The sequence below is a fragment of the Natrialba magadii ATCC 43099 genome (assembly GCF_000025625.1).
GTDB classification, from domain to species: Archaea; Halobacteriota; Halobacteria; order Halobacteriales; family Natrialbaceae; genus Natrialba; species Natrialba magadii.
Window position 1 is genome coordinate 3,493,987 of the sequence record NC_013922.1, and the last position, 17,117, is coordinate 3,511,103.

The 17,117-nt window shown below is 60.3% G+C and carries 12 protein-coding genes; 9 read left to right on the forward strand and 3 right to left on the reverse strand.

Translation table 11 applies throughout. The annotated features are described in order from the left end of the window. Window positions 1-425 precede the first annotated feature (425 nt). From NMAG_RS16280 to NMAG_RS16295, 4 genes are read left to right on the forward strand one after another with little or no spacing between them, the layout of a single operon-like run. Window positions 426-2,498 carry a PrkA family serine protein kinase gene (locus NMAG_RS16280; RefSeq protein WP_004267906.1) on the forward strand — a complete coding sequence of 691 codons (2,073 nt, stop codon included), beginning with the start codon at window positions 426-428 and terminating at the stop codon, window positions 2,496-2,498. Between the two features lies 1 nt (window position 2,499). Then, window positions 2,500-4,785 carry a PrkA family serine protein kinase gene (locus NMAG_RS16285; RefSeq protein ID WP_004267905.1) on the forward strand — a complete coding sequence of 762 codons (2,286 nt, stop codon included), beginning with the start codon at window positions 2,500-2,502 and terminating at the stop codon, window positions 4,783-4,785. Window positions 4,786-4,831: 46 nt separating this feature from the next. Then, the gene (locus NMAG_RS16290; RefSeq protein ID WP_004267904.1) at window positions 4,832-6,160 is read left to right on the forward strand and encodes a YeaH/YhbH family protein; all 1,329 of its coding nucleotides are present in this window, start codon (window positions 4,832-4,834) and stop codon (window positions 6,158-6,160) included. A gap of 26 nt (window positions 6,161-6,186) precedes the next feature. Continuing rightward, window positions 6,187-8,226, forward strand: a complete 2,040-nt coding sequence (locus tag NMAG_RS16295; protein WP_004267902.1) for a SpoVR family protein — start codon at window positions 6,187-6,189, stop codon at window positions 8,224-8,226. 165 nt (window positions 8,227-8,391) lie between these two features. Here the strand turns inward: NMAG_RS16295 and NMAG_RS16300 are convergent, their stop codons facing one another. Then, window positions 8,392-8,988: a DUF1102 domain-containing protein gene (locus NMAG_RS16300; protein ID WP_004267901.1), complete on the reverse strand. Its 597-nt coding sequence runs from the start codon at window positions 8,986-8,988 to the stop codon at window positions 8,392-8,394. A 362-nt stretch (window positions 8,989-9,350) separates the two neighbouring features. On the opposite strand from NMAG_RS16300, the gene NMAG_RS16305 reads away from it, so the two are divergent. Further along, window positions 9,351-9,950 (forward strand): DUF1102 domain-containing protein, encoded by a 600-nt coding sequence (locus tag NMAG_RS16305; RefSeq protein WP_004267898.1) that lies wholly within the window; start codon window positions 9,351-9,353, stop codon window positions 9,948-9,950. Between the two features lie 260 nt (window positions 9,951-10,210). On the opposite strand, the gene NMAG_RS16310 is transcribed toward NMAG_RS16305, so the two are convergent. Further along, window positions 10,211-11,947: a GLUG motif-containing protein gene (locus tag NMAG_RS16310; RefSeq protein ID WP_004267897.1), complete on the reverse strand. Its 1,737-nt coding sequence runs from the start codon at window positions 11,945-11,947 to the stop codon at window positions 10,211-10,213. Between the two features lie 415 nt (window positions 11,948-12,362). Between NMAG_RS16310 and NMAG_RS16315 the strand changes: the two genes are divergently transcribed. From NMAG_RS16315 to NMAG_RS16325, 3 genes are read left to right on the forward strand one after another with little or no spacing between them, the layout of a single operon-like run. Beyond that, window positions 12,363-12,866, forward strand: a complete 504-nt coding sequence (locus NMAG_RS16315) for a DUF1102 domain-containing protein (protein ID WP_004267896.1) — start codon at window positions 12,363-12,365, stop codon at window positions 12,864-12,866. Between the two features lie 5 nt (window positions 12,867-12,871). After that, window positions 12,872-14,065, forward strand: a complete 1,194-nt coding sequence (locus tag NMAG_RS16320; RefSeq protein WP_004267895.1) for a signal peptidase I — start codon at window positions 12,872-12,874, stop codon at window positions 14,063-14,065. A gap of 52 nt (window positions 14,066-14,117) precedes the next feature. Further along, window positions 14,118-15,290 carry a DUF5305 domain-containing protein gene (locus NMAG_RS16325; RefSeq protein ID WP_012996829.1) on the forward strand — a complete coding sequence of 391 codons (1,173 nt, stop codon included), beginning with the start codon at window positions 14,118-14,120 and terminating at the stop codon, window positions 15,288-15,290. 383 nt (window positions 15,291-15,673) lie between these two features. On the opposite strand, the gene NMAG_RS16335 is transcribed toward NMAG_RS16325, so the two are convergent. Continuing rightward, window positions 15,674-16,333: a glycerophosphodiester phosphodiesterase gene (locus NMAG_RS16335; protein WP_004267887.1), complete on the reverse strand. Its 660-nt coding sequence runs from the start codon at window positions 16,331-16,333 to the stop codon at window positions 15,674-15,676. A gap of 265 nt (window positions 16,334-16,598) precedes the next feature. On the opposite strand from NMAG_RS16335, the gene NMAG_RS16340 reads away from it, so the two are divergent. Beyond that, entirely contained in the window at window positions 16,599-17,054 is a 456-nt protein-coding gene (locus NMAG_RS16340; protein WP_004267885.1) for a response regulator, read from the forward strand. Window positions 17,055-17,117: the final 63 nt, after the last annotated feature.

Consider the following 17,117-nt stretch of genomic DNA (forward strand, 5'->3'; position numbering starts at 1 on the left):
TGATCCTAATAAATATCTTTTGGGGCCAAGGTTAAGTACCTGGATTACTCACTCATTAAATACTATCGGTATCCGACTGACGGACCGATTACCCACGCCCGATCGTGGAACGCCGTCGTGTGACACCGCAGACGCGGTCGTTGCACACAGGTGCGTGGTGGAAGTTCGCACATGACACGACTGACCGTCGTCGCCACTGCTCAGACGAGCACGCCCTCGCCGGGAGACCCCGTCTCGGAACAGGGGGCATCCACGAGAGTCACCGACGGGCCGGCTGTAAGTGGCAGCCGACCCGCCGACGAGCCGCTACTGTTGGACCCGTGCCAACCCGTTGCCTCGTGCGCTTGTGATCACGGATCGAGACGCGATACGGACGACCGACGAACGCGACCCAATCGACGGGGATCCACAACTGGCAAGATAACATGACTGGTGACATCGAGACGCTCGAGGAACTCAGTGCGGAGTACAAGGAATCGATGCCCGCAGACCTGCGGGAGACCAAATCCTTCGACTGGTACCTAGAAGAGGTGTACGCAGACCCCAAGGTGACCCGCAACGCCCACCAACGCGTTGCGGATATGTTCGACTACTACGGCACCACCTACGACGAGACAGAGGGTGTCGTCGAGTACCAGCTGGCGAGCGAGGACCCGCTAAACGACGGTGAGAATACCTTCTACGGGAAGGTTATTCACCAGTCGATTCACGAGTTCGTCAACAAGGTGAAATCGGGTGCCCGCCGCCTCGGTCCCGAGCGGCGTATTAAACTCCTGCTCGGCCCAGTCGGGTCGGGGAAGTCCCACTTCGACAAGCAGGTTCGGGAGTACTTCGAGGACTACACGCTCCGCGAGGAGGGACGGATGTACACCTTCCGCTGGACGAACCTCTGTGACGTTATCAAAGACCAGGATCCGGCCGACGACACCGTTCGATCTCCGATGAATCAGGATCCGCTCGTTCTCCTGCCACGTGAGCAGCGCCAACGCGTGATCGACGACATCAACGAGCGCCTCGACGCACCCTACACGATCCAGAACGAGCAGTCGCTCGATCCCGAGAGCGAGTTCTACATGGACAAGCTGCTGGCGTACTACGACGACGACCTCCAGCAGGTACTCGAGAACCACGTCGAGATCATCCGTTTCATCGCCGACGAGAACAAGCGCCAGGGCCTGGAGACGTTCGAACCAAAGGACAAGAAGAACCAGGACGAGACCGAGCTAACGGGTGACGTCAACTACTCGAAGATCGCCATCTACGGCGAGTCCGACCCGCGCGCGTTCGATTACTCGGGTGCATTCTGTAACGCGAACAGGGGTATTTTCAGCGGTGAAGAGCTCCTGAAGCTCCAGCGGGAATTCCTCTACGACTTCCTGCACGCGACCCAGGAGCAGACGATCAAACCGAAGAACAACCCGCGGATCGACATCGACCAGGTGATCGTCGGCCGGACGAACATGCCCGAGTACAAGGACAAGAAGGGCGACGAGAAGATGGAGGCGTTCAACGACCGCACGAAGCGGATCGACTTCCCGTACGTCCTCTCCTACGAAGACGAGTCGATGATCTACGAGAAGATGCTGAACAACGCCGACGTGCCGGACATCAACGTCGAACCCCACACGCTCGAGATGGCCGGCCTCTTCGGCGTCCTCACGCGGGTCGAAGAACCCGACAGCGAGACGGTCGACCTCCTCTCGAAGGCGAAAGCGTACAACGGCGAAATCGACGAGGGCGACGATATCGACATCAAAAAGCTCCGCGACGAAGCCGAGCAGAAGGCCGAAATCGGCGAGGGCATGGTCGGCGTCTCACCCCGGTTCATCGGCGACGAGATTGCGGAGGCGATCATGGACTCCAAACACCGCTCGCGCGGCTTCCTGTCGCCGTTGACGGTGTTCAACTTCTTCGAGGAGAACCTAGAGCACCACGGCTCCATCCCCGAAGACAACTTCGAGAAGTACTACCGATACCTCGAGGTTGTCCGTGAAGAGTACAAAGAGCGCGCCATCGAGGACGTGCGCCACGCGCTCGCCTACGATCTGGACGAGATCCAGCGCCAGGGCGAGAAGTACATGGACCACGTGATGGCCTACATCGACGACGACACCATCGAGGACGAGTTGACCGGCCGCGAGCAAGAACCCGACGAGACCTTCCTTCGCTCGGTCGAGGAGAAACTCGACATTCCCGAAGACCGCAAAGAGGACTTCCGCCAGGAGGTCTCGAACTGGGTCAGCCGCAGAGCGCGCGAAGGCGAGGCGTTCAACCCGCAGGACAACGAGCGCCTGCGCCGCGCACTGGAGCGCAAGCTCTGGGAGGACAAGAAACACAACATCAACTTCTCCGCGCTGGTGTCGGCCAACGAGTTCGACGACGACGAACGCTCCGCCTGGATCGACGCGCTGATGGAACAGGGCTACTCCGAAGACGGTGCCAAGGAGGTACTCGAGTTCGCCGGCGCCGAGGTCGCCAAGGCAGAGATGGAAGACTAATATGACCGGGAACGACTACGTCTCCGAGGCCGACCGGGAACTCGAGGAGACCTACGAGAAGCCGATGGCGCTCGCGGCGTACGTCGACCGGATCTTCGAGAATCCGACGATTGCATCCCACGCCTCGAAGTACCTGCTCGAAGCGATCGAAGCGGCCGGGACACGCACGGTGGTCGAGGAGGGCGAGGAGAAGGAACGCTACCGTTTCTTCGACGATCCACACAACGACGGTGAGCACGCGATTCTCGGCAACACCGAGGTGCTCAACCGGTTCGTCGACGACCTCCGTTCGATCGCCGCGGGTCGAGCGAAAGACGAGAAGATCATCTGGTTCGAGGGACCGACCGCGACGGGCAAGTCCGAACTCAAGCGCTGTCTCGTCAACGGCCTCCGGGAGTACTCGAAGACACCAGAGGGACGCCGGTACACCATCGAGTGGAACGTCGCCACCGCCGAGACGAGCGACCGCAGCCTGAGCTACGGCGTCGATCCGACGGCTGGAGACGACCAGAACTGGTACCAGAGCCCCGTCCAGTCCCACCCGCTGTCGGTCTTTCCGGAGCAAGTTCGCTCGCAGGTGCTCGCCGATCTGAACGAGCAACTCGAGGACCACGTTCCGGTTCGGGTCGACACCGAACTCGATCCGTTCTCCCGGGAGGCGTACGACTTCCTGGAGGAGCGTTACCGCAGAGAGGGCAGCGAGGACCTGTTCTCGGCGATTGCGGACAGTGAGCACTTGCGGGTGAAGAACTACGTCGTCGACATCGGCCAGGGCGTCGGCGTCCTGCACTCGGAGGACGAGGGTCGTCCCAAGGAACGCCTCGTCGGCTCCTGGATGCACGGCATGCTCCAGGAACTGGACTCGCGCGGGCGCAAGAACCCGCAGGCGTTCAGCTACGACGGCGTACTGTCGCAGGGTAACGGCGTCCTCACGATCGTTGAGGACGCCGCCCAGCACGCCGACCTGCTGCAGAAGCTGCTGAACGTGCCCGACGAGCAGTCTGTCAAACTGGACAAGGGCATCGGGATGGACGTCGACACCCAGTTGCTGATCATCTCGAATCCCGACCTCGAGGCCCAGCTGAACCAGCACGCCGACCGAAACGGTATGGACCCGCTGAAGGCACTCAAACGCCGGCTCGACAAGCACCGCTTTGGCTACCTGACGAACCTCAGCCTCGAAACCGAACTTATCCGCCGCGAACTGACCAACGAGACCGAGGTCTGGGAGGCCGACAGCTACGACGAACTCGAGAACCGGATCCGCGAGCCGGTGCGGGCGACGATCAAGGGCCAGGATGGTCGGACGCGAACGCGCGAGTTCGCCCCACACGCCATCGAAGCGGCGGCCCTGTACGCCGTCGTCACCCGCCTCGACGAGGAAGACCTGCCAAACGGGCTCGACCTGGTCGACAAGGCGCTGATCTACGATCAGGGCTACCTGCAGGAGGGCGACACCCGTCGCGAAAAGGACGAGTTCGACTTCGACGACGACGGCCACGACGGCGACCACGGCATCCCGGTCACCTACACCCGCGATACGCTCGCCGAGTTGCTCCAGACCGAACGAGACCGCCACCACGGCGACCTCTCCGTCGAGGACGTCGTCATGCCTCGCGACGTGCTGAACGCGATGGCCGAGGGGATGGCGAACGCACCGGTGTTCTCGACCGGCGAACGCTCGGAGTTCGAGAACCGCGTCGTTCCGGTCAAGAACTACATCTTCGACCGCCAGGAGTCGGACGTCATCGAGGCAATCATGCACGAGAAACGCGTCGACGAGGAGACCGTCGGCGAGTACGTCGAACAGGTCTACGCCTGGGAGACCGACGAACCGCTGTACAACGACCGTGGCGAACGGGTCGAGCCCGATCCGCTGAAGATGAAGCTGTTCGAAATCGAGCACCTCGGCCGGTTCTCCGAGGACGAGTATCAGGGGAATCTCCCCCGGGAGAGCGTCAGGAACTTCCGCCGCGAGAAGGTGATCACTTCCCTGAATCGCCACGCCTGGGAGCACCGCGACGAGGACTTCTCGGTGGCTGATGTCGACCTGGCAGCGATTCCCGTGATCAAGTCGGTTCTGGAGAGCCACGACTGGGACGACGTGAGTCGTACCTTCGAGGACTTCGACCCACGTCAGTGGGACGATCCGCCGAGCGGGACCGAGACGGCGTCCGTCAAAGAGAACACGATCGAGACGATGGTGGCGGAGTTCGATTACTCCGAGGCGTCGGCCGAACTGACCAGCAGACACGTCATGGGACAGGTGAGCTACAGATGGGACTGATTGCTGAGGGCGCGACTGAGCCCGAGAGTACAACCGAGGTGCAAGCATGGGACTGAGAGACGACCTCGACCGATTCCGTGAGGTTGGCGAACAGCGCCGCGAAGACCTGGCTGACTTCATCCAGTACGGCGAACTCGGGAGCGGCCGACCCGACCAGATCAACATTCCGGTCAAGATCGTCTCGCTGCCCGAGTTCGAGTACGACCAGCGCGACCAGGGCGGCGTCGGCCAGGGTGAAGACGGCACACCGCAACCCGGCCAGCCGGTCGGCCAGCCACAGCCTCAGCCGGGCGACGACGGTGACGAGGACGGCGAGCCGGGCGAGGAGGGCAGCGAGCACGAGTACTACGAGATGGATCCCGAGGAGTTCGCCGAAGAACTCGACGAGGAACTCGGACTCGACCTCGAGCCGAAGGGGAAACGCGTCATCGAAGAGAAGGAGGGTCCATTCACCGACCTCACCCGAACCGGTCCGGACAGCACGCTCGACTTCGAGCGGATGTTCAAGGAGGGCCTCAAGCGCAAACTCACGATGGACTTCGACGAAGACTTCCTCCGCGAACTCTGCAAGGTCGAGGGCATCACCCCGCGGGACGTGTTCGAGTGGGCCCGCAACGAGAACATCCCGGTCTCGATGGCCTGGGTCGAAGAAGCCTACAGCGACATTCCCGAGTCCGAACGGGGCACGTGGAGTTCGATCTCAGAAGTCGAAGCAAACGTCGAACGCGAGAGCGTCCAGCAGCAGATCCGACGCGAGGGGATCAAGCACGTCCCCTTCCGCCGCGAGGACGAACGCTACCGCTACCCCGAGATCATCGAGGAGAAAGAGAAGAACGTCGTCGTCGTCAACATCCGCGACGTTTCCGGCTCGATGCGCGAGAAGAAACGCGAACTCGTCGAGCGCACCTTCACGCCGCTCGACTGGTATCTCCAGGGCAAGTACGACAACGCCGAGTTCGTCTACATCGCCCACGACGCCGAGGCCTGGGAGGTCGAGCGCGACGACTTCTTCGGCATCCGCTCCGGCGGCGGCACGAAGATCTCGAGTGCGTACGACCTCGCCGCCGAGCTGTTAGAGGAGTACCCCTGGAGCGACTGGAACCGCTACGTCTTCGCGGCGGGCGACTCCGAGAACTCCTCGAACGACACCGAAGAGCGCGTGATCCCGATGATGGAACAGATCCCCGCGAACCTCCACGCCTACGTGGAAACCCAGCCCAGCGGGAACGCGATCAACGCGACCCACGCCGAGGAACTCGAGCGCCACTTCGGCACCGACGCCGACGACGTGGCGATCGCGTACGTCAACGACGCCAACGACGTGACCGACGCGATCTACGAGATTCTCAGCACGGAGAGTGAGTCAGATGAGTAACGACCCCGCGAAACCCGGTGGTTTCCATGAGTAAACGAAACACCAACGCCGACAGATTCCGCAAACAGGCGATTGCGACCGAACTCGAGGAGCCGGTCACCGAGGCCCGCAACCTGGCGATAAAGCTCGGGCTCGAGCCGTACCCGGTCAACTACTGGATCATCGACTACGACGAGATGAACGAACTCATCGCCTACGGCGGGTTCCAGTCGCGGTACCCACACTGGCGGTGGGGGATGCAGTACGACCGGCAGCAAAAACAGGGCCAGTACGGCGGCGGCAAGGCCTTCGAAATCGTCAACAACGACAACCCGGCCCACGCGTTCCTCCAGGAGTCGAACACGATCGCCGATCAGAAGGCCGTCATCACCCACGTCGAGGCCCACTCGGACTTCTTCGCGAAGAACGAGTGGTTCGGCCTCTTCACCAGCGGCCGGGCCGACGAGGAGCAGGTCAACGCCGCGGCCATGCTCGAACGACACGCCCGCGCGATCGACGAGTACATGTCCGACCCCGAAATCGACCGCGCCGAGGTCGAGAAGTGGATCGACCACTGTCTCAGTCTCGAGGACAACATCGACCAGCACCAGGTGTTCGAACGACGGCTCGATGTCGACGGCCCCGCGGTGACGGCCGACCTCGACGAGGATCTGGCCGAAAAACTGGACGAACTCGAGCTCTCCGACGAGATCAAAGGCGAGGTGTTCGACGAGGAGTGGCTCGAACACCTCGAAGGCGAGGACGGCGGCGTCACGTTCCCCGAGGTGCCCCAGAAGGACGTCCTCGCGTTCGTCCGCGAGCACGGCAAACAGTACGACCCCGAGGCCGAGCGCGCCGTCGAGATGGAAGAGTGGCAACGCGACGTACTCGACATGATGCGCGCCGAGGCGTACTACTTCGCCGCCCAGAAGATGACCAAGGTCATGAACGAGGGCTGGGCGGCCTACTGGGAGTCGACGATGATGACCGACGAGGGCTTCGCCGGCGCAGACGAGTTCATGAACTACGCCGACCACATGGCGAAGGTGCTGGCCTCCGGCGGCCTCAACCCCTACAGCCTCGGCATGGAGCTATGGGAGTACGTCGAGAACACGACGAACCGCCAGGAGGTCCTAGAGCACTTGCTCCGCGTCGAGGGCATCTCCTGGCGCAACCTGACGGACGTGGTCGACTTCGACGACGTACGCGACCAGCTCGAGCCGCCCACCGAACTCGACTCGATCACGTCGGAGACGATCGACGACCTCGCAACGGCAGACGTGCCCGACGACTGGCTCGACCACGAAGCACTCGAGTTGGCCCGCGAGGGCGAGATCGATGTCGACCGCTACCCCTGGAAGGTACTCACCTACGAGGGGCTCGCGCGTCGTCACTACTCGCTCGTCAAGCGCCAGAACCGCGGGTTCCTGCGTCGGGTGAACCAGAACGAACTCGAGCGCATCGGACGGTACCTGTTCGACGACGCCCGGTACTCCTCGGTCGAAGAGGCGCTCGCCGAGGTTAACTACACGGCGGGCTGGGATCGCCTCTTCGACGTGCGAGAGAGCCACAACGACGTGACGTTCCTGGACGAGTTCCTCACGCAGGAGTTCATCACGGAGAACAACTACTTCACGTACGAACACTCGAAGGCGACGGGGCAGTTCCACGTCGCGAGCGACGAGGCAGACGACGTGAAGAAGAAACTCCTGTTGCAGTTCACCAACTTCGGCAAGCCGACGATCGCGGTCTACGACGGCAACTACAACAACGCGAACGAACTGCTGCTGGGCCACCAGTACAACGGCGTGATGCTCGATCTTGGGAAGGCCAGGGAGACGCTAAAGCGCATCTTCGAACTCTGGGGGCGACCGGTGAACCTGCTGACGATCGTCAAGGAGGTCAACGAGCACGATATCGAGGTCGCAAAGCGACGGAACCGCGAACCCGAGGCCGAAGAGCAGGGCAAGCTCATCCGGTACGACGGCGAGCAAGTGACGATCGAGGATGTGCGCTGGGACACGGTCGAACACCTTGCAGCCGACGACGTGGATTACGACACGAAGCCGGAGGATTGGCTGGCCTGAACTCGGTGCTCAGGTCTACCGCGTACAGCACATTGTAGCGCGGTTTCGTTGGTCAGAATCGTTCCTGGGATTGAATCGACCAGATCTGTCTATATAGTGTTTTTAAAGATGAAACATACAACCCCGTACAGGAGAGAACGAAGCAACGAGCCAATACGTATGCAGTCAGTCTAATTTCGTTCGAATGATGACATTGTCGTCAGCCAGCAATCTGTCGCCTGCCTCCAGACCTTTCGTCATCGTTCGAAAGCCGATACACACACATTTCCCGACATCCATAGTGAGCGCGGTCTTTTCGCTGTCTACACGATTGCTGGGATTGTCGCCTTGATAAAAGATTACCCTGTCTTCCCTCGCGTACTCTTTGAACTCTTTGTCGGCTTTGAGTCGGCTTGCCGGCTTCCGTGCTGTCGCCTCGATCCAGACCTTCACCGGCTCTTTGCCCCGATTGCAAACCTGAAAGACGTTGTGAAAATAGGTGAATGAGTCGGAGTTGACACCGGTTCCGGTCGCCGCTTTCCCTGACCCGATAGTCGAATTCGACGGAGAAAGGTCAATCTCGAGGTGTCCGCGCTCGTCGAGACGCGTGTAGCTCGCGTTCGAGGAGCCGGGACAACCGTCTAGTCCCAGATAGGCATCCGGATCGCGCTCGATCACGAGCTCTGCGCCCCGTTGTGTCTGGACGCTCGAGAACGCGCCCGAACCGATGAGGGCGCTGGCGCTGCCACCGCCAACGGCGAGCAGGAGTGTTCGTCGACGCATGACATTCAGGGTCCGATTACCGTTTCGGTGACTGTCCGTTCGACCCCGAGTATCGCCGCCATCTGGGGCGCCATACCTATCCCCTCGGTGCGTTCGCCCTTTGGTATACGCCGCCCGACGGGTGGCTAGTCTCGCCCTGTGAGGGGGTCGATCCGCAGACGGTAATCCACGGTCGGTCTCCGATAGGCGGTGCTTTCGCCGCTCGAGACTGGCTTTAGGAGGTGAGTGTCACTGATTCTGCTAGTTCGTACTTAACTGCCCGGCTGTTGCACCTGTGATCGAATGCTGGGAATGACAGTGATGCGTTCGACTCCCTCGAGGCACAGTCCACCGACGATCGCTAGTCGATCGGTGAGAGACCCATGAAACGACGAAAGCTCCTGCTCGGCAGCGGGTCGGCGTTCGCGGCGACCGCGTTCATCGGCACGGGTGCGTTCTCGAGGGTGGAATCCCAGCGAAGCGTGACGGTCGAGGTCGAGGAGGACGAAGACGCTTACCTCGGTCTCGCACCATCTGATTCGGAGCACGGTGACAACTTCGCTGAAATTGACGATAACGGCCACCTCGAGATCGATATCGGCGAGATCGACGACGAAGACGACAATACCGGCAGTGGAGTCAACTCGAATTCGATTACCTGGTTCGACTGCGTGTTCACCATCACGAATCAAGGGAAAGACGAGGCCAATGTCTACGTCGAAGAAGAGGATAATTTCGTGGAAGAGGAAGGGGACGAGGGAACGATCGATTTCTACACCGATGAGGCATCCGGAAGTCAGGGTGATGACGGGATCGACTCGATCGTCGGCAGCGATAACGAGATTACGTTGCCCGTTGGCGATAGCGAATGTATTGGTATCCGTGTAAACTCCGAGGAAGAGAACTCAGACGACATCGACGGCGATGTCACGATCGTCGCTGATTCAGAAGATGCAGGTGACGAGGAGAACAACAACACGTAATCTCCCCTTCATCCTACGGCTGTAACTCCGGTTCCAGAATTTTGCCGACGATAACGACTCCTGACAGACGACGGAGATGGTTGTTACATTGCCGGACACCACAGTTCACACGCCGATCGCACTTGAGGACGCCGTCACCGAACGTGGCGTCGAGACGTGGACGGGAGATCACTGCCATCGCCCAGTAGTATTCGGAGACACGAGTGAGGTTCGCGGTTCGAAGCGATGGGCTCGTACCACCTTCGAAGAGGGACAGTCGATCACACGTCTTGCCACTGGAGTTCGGGGTAGTCGTCTGGATCTTCGACCGTCCGCCAGACGTCGTCGAAGTCGAGGGCGTCCATTTCGGTCTCGGCGTCGGCACCCTGCATATCGTCTGTCGTGAGTGCCGTCAGATCGACGTCCCCCGCATCTCCTTCCCCGATCCCCGGGCCCGGTGGCTCGAGGAGTTCTTCGTCCCAGTACGATCCCTCGATCGTTCCGAGTAAGTCCGAGATCAGGAGGCCAGAAATTTCGTTCACACCGGCGAATCCGCCGCGGAAATCACCGCCAGTTTCGGCGGTTTCGACCGCTGCATACGAGGTGTAGATCTCGCCTTCGATGTCCTCGACGATCTCTCGGTCGGGATCTGCGGGACCGAACAACAATAGACTGACGAGACCGACCAGCAACTCGACGAGACCACAGATGAGCGGCCCCAGGATCGGTATCGCGCAGATCAGCGGATCGTCCTCGCCCAGGACGTTCGTCCCGACGAGGCCACCAACTGATTCCTCGTCGGCGACGACGTCGCCTCGAGCGTAGGTGTCAGTGATCGTTCCGGTGTTGATCCCGACGAGACCGCCGGCGCTCTCTTCGTCTCCGGTCACGTCACCGACCGCGTACGACTGCGTGATCGTTCCGGGAATCTCGTCCCCGTTCTCCTCGGTCGTGATGTTCGCACCTGCGAGCCCGCCGACGAGGTTCTCTCCGGTGACCGCACAGCCGGCGAACGACGTCGCTACGTCGCCGTCATTAAGTCCGACCACCCCACCGACGGCGTCGTCACCGGTGACCGTGCCATTGGGTACGGCCGCCATCTCGATAGTGCCACCGACGCCGGGATCGGGAAAGCCGACGTTCACGCCGACTACACCTCCGACGCCGTCGTCGCCAGTAATCTCGGGATCGACGATGTCGACCTCTTCGATCGTTCCCGCGTTGTTTCCAGCGGTGCCACCAACGACGTTCTCGCCTGTGATCGTCGAGTGCGTGAGAGTGAGGTCTGTGATCGTTCCAGAGTTCACGCTGAACAGGCCGACACCCTCCTCTCCGGGTCGATCGATGGTGAGTCCACAGATCTCGTATCCATTCCCGTCAAGGACGCCTTCGAACTCGTCGGGGTCTTCGTCGCCGATCGGATCGAACCCGTCGCCGCCGTGCCACTGATCGGTCTCGCTGGCGTCGATGTTCCGTCCGAGTTCGTAGTGCGCGTCGAGGTCGCCGGCCATCGCCTGGAGTTCCTGGTCGTCGGTGATCACGTACGGGTCGCTCTCGGTGCCGTTGCCCTCTGCGTCGTCAAGGATGTCGTCGTAGTCCGCTTCGTCAGGTTCCGTCCCGGAAGGCTCGCTCCAGTCTTCGATCGCGGCTTCCCTCGTGACGGTTGCCTCGATGCTCGCCGGATCGGTGATGGCCTCGATTTCGATCTCGCCGGACTCGTCCTCGTCGACGCTGACGACCACCGTCTCTGAGTCGGTCTCATCGAGGGGGAACGTGTGTGGCTCGAAATCGAACTCGTCGGACGACAGCGTTATTGTCGCGTCCTCGCCGAGTTGGTTCGTGATGGTAAACTCGTTGACGACACCGCAGTCGTTCGCCGCCTCGCCGAGTTCGCCGACGTTCTCGAGGGCAAGGAAGGCGTCTTCGTCCTCGAGGGCGCTGACATCGGTAAGTCGGTTAGACTCCGTCCGTGAAAATCCGAGCGTATCCGTCACGAGCACGGCTCCGGAGCCAGCCATCACCACCAGTGCACCGCGACGAGTTACGTTCACGAAATCGTGTATGTCTGGCACCACTACTAAATACACCCCGAGTTCTCCATGACTGTGAACCGGCGTCAGCGTTTTGAGTACGATTACCGTCGATGTTCATACTGCCGGACAGAACGAGTCGAAGATCGGCCGCGCTTCTGTGCCATTACCTTCGGGGACGGTCGCGACTTCGCGACCGACTTCTCACTGACTTCTATCCAGCAGTATCAGCCACGGGTCATGTTCATCCAAATTGAGTGTGGTTCTCACGTCATATTACTCGCCACGAGAATTTTATAACAGACAATGGTACTGGGAGGCAGATACTCTCACGCTCAGCCTTGTAAGATCGAGAATATGAAGAGAACGGGCCAGACGAACGACACAACCAAAAATATACATCATGAGTACAAGTCGACGAACGTTCCTCGCCGGTTGTGGTGTGCTAGCTGCCAGCTCGCTTCTCGGTTCGGCGGCGTTCAGCCGCACCAGCGCCGACCGATCCGTCACGGTTGATGTCGCAGTTGACACTGACGCCTACCTCGGACTCGAGCCAACCTCGCCGTTTGCGACCCTCGTCGACGGGCACCTCGAGTTGACGTTCGACGACACTCCCCAAGACATCGCAGGGGAGGGTGTCAACGTAAACAGCGAGTATCTGTTCGTCGACACCTTCGGGCTTATCAACCAGGGTGTGAAGACGATCGAAATCCTATCGGTGGAGGTTGATGAACCCAGCCCCGATCTCGAGGTAACGTTTCTCGTCGAGAACAACCCGTGGATGCCGCTGGGAGACGCTGTTCCGCTCGATCCTGGCGATTCAATCAACGTGACGGTCGAAGTCGACGTTGCGGACATCGGGTACGGTGACTATCAGGTTCCCATTACGATTGTAGCGAGTGCATAGTAACCATGGATCGACCTCCACTTGTCACCACCGCGCGCACGCTGGCTGTCCGCGGGATACAACTCGCGGTTGTTCTCGTCCTTCTGGCGCTCGCCGCTGGATACCTCCTCGGACAACCAATCTTGCTCGGGTACGTGACGAGTGGTAGTATGGAACCGACGATCGACACTGGGGACGGGTACGTGGCGATTCCAGCCGCGCTGGCTGGTGAGCCTGAACCCGGTGACGCCGTCGTCTTCGAGGCGGAGACGCATGGTGATGACGACCTAACGGTCCACCGCGTTGTCGACGCGGACAACACCGGCTATGTGACTCAGGGCGACGCAAATCCGAGAACCGACCAGGAGATGGGTGAACCGCCGGTCCGAGAGAGTCAAGTCGTTGCAACGGCTGTTCAGATCGACGACGAGGTAGTTACGATCCCCAACCTCGGCACCGCGGTCGTCGAAGCCGAGCACACTGCCGAGCGAGTCCAGAATTGGGTCGCAGTTACGTTGGGGATCCGGTGGCTCTCCGGCGCGAGTAGTCTCGCATTCGTCGTTCTGATCGCCTCAACCACCCTGTACCTCGCTGAAACGATCCGCGAACGATGGTCGCCAACCCAGCCGAGTGATACCGTCAAGGAGACGAATTCAGGGGGGATTGAGCCTCGATACGTCTGTGTCGGACTGGCGGTACTGGTCGCGACAGCGGCCCTGGCTGCCATGACCGTTCCGGTTGGAGCCCACTCTATCGAGGTCGTGAGTTCCGACCGACCGTCGGAACAACCAAGAGTGATTGAAGCAGGCACGACGGCCGAGGCCACGTACAAGACGACGAACGCCGGCCCCGTACCCGTCGTCTCCTATCTCGAAACCGACGGTGACGACATGGCAGTCGACACCACGGAGTTGTCGTTGGGCTATCGCGAGGAATTCGAGACCACGGTCGAACTCACGGCACCGGAGGAAACAGGCTACTACCAGATGTTTGTGGTTGAACAGCGGTACCTGTACGTGCTCCCGGCACCGGTGATCGAGACGCTACACGGGATTCACCCCTGGATAGCACGCGGAACGATTGTCGGCATTCTCGGGGGAATGACGTACGTCCTCACTCGATCGCTGATCGGCACCGCGCCCGCCTACTCACAGTTGAACCGATCGTCAGCCTCTCCAAACGGCTCACTATGCCGTCGACTCCTCCGGCGGCTCTATTGACACAGGGTAACACATTATGAGAGAACATGTCCTCCGAATTCGTGGTGCAGTGATGAAATATCACCGCCTATTGCTGGTCCTGTCCATTCTTGCAATAGCAGCAGGTCTCTGGATCGGATACGGTGCGTACGTTGCTCCTGGCGAAGCAACAGAAGAGCAAACAGTCCTGACCACGTCGGGGGAGATCGAACACCGGGCGGTCGTTAGCGAGTCGAACTCACTGTATCCAACCGATACCGTGCTGGAGAACGAGCCATTATATTATACTACGATCGCGCCGACCGTCGAAGGAGAATTCCACAGCCGTTACGGTTCCGTCCAAGAGGGGAACGCGACGGTGACACACGAACTCGAACTCGTGATACGGTCAGTAGACGGCGATGAGACGTACTGGATGACGAGGTCGTCGCTCGGGAGCGACACCGGACAGGCCATCGAACCCGGCGAAGAAACGACGACTGCCTTCGAGATCAACATGACCGAAGTTCAGGATCGAATCAGTGAAATCGAGAGCGACCTCGAGGATGATCCCGGTGAATCGTCCGTCGCCGTCGAAACGACAGTCACACTCGAGGGCGTCTTTGACGGCGAAGAGCGAACGGTGACGACGACGGATCAGATCCCAGTTCAACTTACTGGTGGCACGTACAGTCTCGATGACGACGAACTGTCTGGTGAGCAGATTACCGAACACGAGACCGAGTCCGCCACTCCCGTCCTGACGCGAGCGATCGGTGGGCCGCTGTTGCTACTCGGTGGCCTTGTCGGGACCGGCGGGCTTGTAGTTTTCCGACCAGACGAGTACGGCCTATCCGCGACCGAACGCGCCTGGCTCGCCTATCGTGACGACCGGGCCGAGTTCGATGCGATCATCGCGACGCTCTCTCCTCCCGAGGAGGCGTTTGACCGTCCTCGAACGTCGGTGGATTCACTCGCAAAGCTCGTTCAAGTTGGTTCCAATACGGACTCGACAGTCGTCTACGACCCGACCCGTGAGGTGTATGTCGTCGTTGGTGAGTTCCTGTACGTGTTCGAACCACCTCAGAAACCGGACAGCACTGAGCGAGGACCCGAATCTGTGAGAGGGAGTAAATCTGCCGAAACGAAATCTGAGCATGATAAGGAACCGGACCAAAGTGAAGATCAAGACGTCCTCGCACTTCCGGCGCACGACACTGATACCCACACAGAGACAATTTCCGACAAAAACACTAACGAGGCTTGAACTGAGTAACGGGGTTTCGAAGGTTCTCGCGACCTCGGCCCCATCAACGCACCAGCCAATCTCGATTGCTGACAACACTACTTACTGAACACCGTCTGTTATTTATTCTACCAGTTGGTGGAGTACGCGCATGGTCTCCGAACTGGCTGTGAGCTTCGTTATCGGCTTCGGAATCCTCCTCCTTGCGTCGTTCCTTGGGACGACATTGGCATTACGGTCGTTTTTCGGTCCCGATCATGTCGACCCCGTCTTGAAGAACTTCACGCTGGATAGTGACAATAGGGAGATAGACTCCGACCGAGGCAATCGGTAAGTCCAGTTACTGTACTTGCCACGGGCTTCACGGTTCACTTTGAATAAAGAAACCGTAGTCCCAACGACTGCTAGACGCGAACCGGCCGATCAGCCGAAATACAATCGACACCGCGAAGGCCGAGCACCAGCGCCGTCAGTCGCCGCTCGATCGACCACGCGTGGACCTCGAGATCCACCGCCTTCGCTCGCGGCACCAACTGCGTCGTCAAACAGCGCCAGTAGTTCGCCCCGATCACGTCACAGTCGAGTTCGACCGCCGTCGTCACCGGCGTCTCGAGTCGCCGGCTGACGAGCAATCCCGTTGGCTGGCTCGAATCCAACTCGCGGATCGTCCGCAACTCCGGCGCGAGAAACGAGGTCGTCACCACGCGGTTCTCGACACCCTCGAGCGCATCGAGCACGTCCGCCGCAATTCCCTGTTCCTTCATTTCGAGGTTGATTTCAACGCCAGGCGGGACGGCCTCGAGCATCTCCTCAAGTGTCGGAATTTGCTCGCCGGACTCGAGTACGGTGTGGGTTTTGAGGTCCGAAAGGGAGGCCTCTGCGACGGTGACGTCGCCGCCGGTGACGCGCTCGATTGTCTCGTCGTGGATGACGACGAGTTCGCCCGAGCCACAGCGTCGGACGTCGAATTCGACGGCGTCGGCGTACTCGGCGGCGGACTGGATGGCGTCGATAGTGTTCTCGGGGGCCGTCGCGGCGAAGCCGCGGTGAGCGATCAGTCGCATTCGATCCGGTTGATGGTGGCCAGTGGCTTCAGTGTCACGTCCGGTAGCGTGGGGTGCTGTGCTCGTCACCGCCAGTAGATGGGCTGGAACGAGTCAAACACGTGTGTACTTTACCCGGGAGAGACTCCGAAATCCATCACAAACACGCGACCATCCAAAGCGTTTAGCACCCACGTTTAAACGAGTCGGCTGAGAACGTTGCGGCAGGTGTTTCCAGCGATGTGTCGTCGACGAGTAGCAAGTCCCCAGAGCAACAGTGACTTCGATGAGTAGTCGACGAACAGAACCGTTCGATGTCCTGCTGGTCGAAGACGACCCGACCGATAGAGACCTCACCCGCGATGCCTTCGAGCAGTTGCCCGTCGACGTGACGTTTACCGTCACCCCCGACGGTGAAACTGCACTCGAGGAACTTTCCCAGCGACAGGCCGACGAGAGCGCCGAGTTACCCGCGCTCGTATTGCTCGACCTCGATTTGCCGAACGTCGACGGGTACGCGTTCCTCGAGACGATCCGAGAGGATGCGTCGCTCGTTCGGCTGCCGGTGATCGTGCTGGCGAGTTCAGACACCGAGGAGGACGTGCAGCGCAGCTACGAACTGGCCGCGAACGCGTATCTGACCAAGCCCACAGAACCGGAGGCGTTTTACTCGCTCGCGAAAGCTGTCTCGGAGTTCTGGTTCGAGCACGTGTTGTTGCCGCCGGCTTCTGGTTCGAAGTAGCGATAGCGCTAGCGAGGGAGGGCGAGAAAAGAATCGGGGGAGACAGTCGGGACAAGAAGCGGC